The sequence below is a fragment of the Saccharopolyspora sp. NPDC002686 genome, from assembly GCF_040295745.1.
GTDB classification, from domain to species: Bacteria; Actinomycetota; Actinomycetes; order Mycobacteriales; family Pseudonocardiaceae; genus Saccharopolyspora; species Saccharopolyspora oryzae.
In genome coordinates this window covers 1-2,943 of record NZ_JBEOVY010000564.1, presented here as the reverse complement: position 1 = coordinate 2,943, position 2,943 = coordinate 1, and the positions used below count along the sequence as shown (strand labels likewise).

Here is a 2,943-nt window from a genome sequence, read left to right as displayed (position 1 = left end):
GCCCGACCTGACGACCTCGAGGAAGACCTTGAGGTCCAGGACGTCGATGCTGGTTCCTCCGGACATAGCTGCACGCTATGCCCTGCCCCAGGCAAACACCTACTACTGCGAATAGTTTGCAAGAGTCAGTGTGGCTCTCATGTTCGAACCGCCCGATCACAACGAGGTGACCGCGGCGGACGGACGGGGAGGAGGGGCACCGTGACTGGAACGCTTCCGCACGCGGACCGGGCCGGCGTATCGCCGGACGACGACAACCGCTTGCACCGGAGTCTGGGCACGGCATCGCTGTCCGCGATCACGTTGTCCAGCGTGATCGGATCCGGATGGCTGTTCGCGGCGTACAACGCCGCGAAGGTGGCCGGACCGGCCGCACTGTTGTCCTGGCTGATCACCGGCGTCGCCACGCTGCTGGTCTCGTTGGTGTTCATCGACCTGGCCTTCCGGAAACCGCTGTCCGGCGGCAACGTGCGCTGGCCGCAGCTCGCATCAGGACCGCTGGTCGGCGCGATCATCGGCTGGGCGGTCTTCCTGCAAGCGGTCTACGCCGGGCCGAGCGAATCGACCGCGCTGACCCAGTACGCCGGGAAGTGGATCCCCGGCCTGATCGAGGACGACGCGCTGACCTTCACCGGGCGGCTGTTCGCGGTCGCCGTGCTCGGTTTGTTCTTCTACGTCAACATGTTCGGCGTCCGGTTCATCGCGCGGGTCAACAACGTGGTGACCGCGGTCAAGGTGGCGGTGCCGCTGCTGACCGTGGCCCTCATGCTGGCCAGCGGGTTCGACACGACGAACTACGAGGTGGGCGGCGGGTTCGCGCCCTACGGCATCTCCGCGGCGCTGACCGCCGTCGTCGGCAGCGGCCTGGTCTACTCGTTCACCGGGATCAACGCGGCCGCGGTGCTGTCCGGCGAGGCCGCCAACGCCCGGAATACCGTGCCCAGGGCGACGTTCATCGCGCTGGGAGTGGCCTTCGCCATCTACGTCGGGCTCCAGCTCGTCATGCTGTTCAGCCTGCCGACCGGTCAGCTGATCGGCGGCTGGCACGGGATCAACCTCAAGTCGCCGCTGGCCGAGCTGGCGAGCCTGATCGGCCTGGTCTGGCTGTCCTGGCTGCTGCTCGCCGATGCGGTGTTCTCCCCCGCCGGTTCGATGCTGGTCTCGGCGGGCGTCAAGGGCCGCTACACCTACGGCGCAGCGCAGAACGGGATCCTGCCGCGGTTCTTCGCCGGTGTGCACGAGCGCAGCGGCATCCCCCGGCGGGCGCTGCTGCTCAACCTGAGCCTCGGCGCGCTGATCATCCTGCTGTTCGGCGACTGGAAGTCCATCGCCAGCTCGCTGAGCTTCTACTACGGCCTGAGCTACGCCGCGGTGTCGATCGCCGTGTGCGTGTGGCACGCGGCCGAACCGTCCTCCGGCTGGCTGGGCCGGTGGAGCTCGGCGGTGGGCGCGACGTCGTTCGTCCTCTCCGGTCTGATCCTCTACTGGTCCGGGTGGGAGAAGGTCCGGGTGGCGATGCCGTTGCTGCTGCTCGGATTCCTCATCTACCTGTGGCGCGTGCGGCGCGGAGGGGAGTCCGGGTTCAACGGCGTGTGGCTGGTGGTCCTGCTGCTCACCTTGACCGGCATCTCCGCCGTGGGCAGCTTCGGCGGCACCGGCGCGCTGATCGCCCCGCTGGACAGCGCGCTCGTCGCGGTCCTCTGCGGTATCGGGGTCTGGTTCGGCCGGAGATCCGGACTCGCTTGGCGGAAGAACCAACAACACGAGGAGGTTTGATGACCTCGCTGGACTCGCAGCCGGTGTGGCGGGTGAGCGGCACGGGCAAGCGGTGGTCCACGCACGGACCGGGTGTGCTGGACCTCGGCGTCGCCGAGATGGACCTCTCGGCCTGCCCACCGGTGTTCGACGCGGTCCGGAAAGCGGTGTCAGCGGAGGCGTTCGGGTATCCGGCACCGGATGCGCGCAGCGGGGTGCCCGAAGCGACCTCCCGCTGGCTGTCCGGTTTCGGGCTCGCCGTCCCGGCCGGTGCGGTGCGGCTCGTGCCCGACGTGCTGCGCGGCATCGCGGTGGCGATCCGGAACCTGACCAGGCCGGGCTCGGCGGTGATCGTGCCGACCCCGACGTACCAGCGGTTCATCGAAGTGGTTCCGCTGACTGGGCGCGAAACCATCGAGATGCCGCTGATCGGTGGCCGGGAGCTGGACCTCGAGGCCATCGAGCGCGCGTTGGCCGCCGGTGCGGGCAGCGTGCTGCTGTGCCACCCGGTCAACCCGACCGGCGCCGTGTTCGGCGCGGACCAGCTGGCGGACCTGGCGGAACTGGTGCAGCGGTGGGGCGGTCGTGTGATCAGCGACGAGGTGCACGCCCCGATCCGCTACGGCGTCCCGTTCACGCCCTACGCGTCGTTGAACGACGCGGCCCGCGCACACGCGGTGACCGTGACGAGCGCGACCAAGGCGTGGAACTTCCCCGGGCTGCGCACCGCGATGGTGGCGCTGACCAATCCCGAGGACGTCGAGGTGTGGAACGGGCTGCGGCACTTGGAAACCAGCGGGGTGGCGCCGCTGGGGATGGTCGCGACCGTCGCGGCCTTCGAGCACGGGCAACCGTGGCTGGAAGCGGTGCTCGCCGACCTGGACGCCCGCCGGAACCAAGTGGTCGGCACCCTGGCCGACGCCGGGCTCGGCGAGATCGCGCACCTGCCCGACGCGACCTACCTCGCCTGGCTGGACCTCCGTGCCTGGGACGAGAACGCACCAGCGGAGCGCCTGCGCAAGGCGGCGGGCGTCGCACTGGGTGAGGGTGCGCTGTACGGCGCGGCCGGAACCGGCTTCGCACGGCTGAACTTCGCTACGACGCCGGACGTGCTCGCGGAAGCCCTCGACCGGATCGTCCACACCCTGACCACCAGCGGTCTCGGATAGCGGGTGGTGCGCTGCCTTC

General features: G+C 69.5%; 2 protein-coding genes. Both read left to right on the top strand.

The window, feature by feature from the left end; genetic code table 11:
- Positions 1-201 precede the first annotated feature (201 nt).
- A complete protein-coding gene (locus tag ABTZ89_RS37595; protein ID WP_351054025.1) occupies positions 202-1,776 on the top strand; it encodes an APC family permease in 1,575 nt (524 codons plus the stop codon).
- Positions 1,776-2,924: a MalY/PatB family protein gene (locus ABTZ89_RS37590; RefSeq protein WP_351054022.1), complete on the top strand. Its 1,149-nt coding sequence runs from the start codon at positions 1,776-1,778 to the stop codon at positions 2,922-2,924. The genes ABTZ89_RS37595 and ABTZ89_RS37590 overlap by 1 nt, the downstream gene beginning before the upstream one ends.
- The last annotated feature ends 19 nt before the right edge of the window (positions 2,925-2,943 follow it).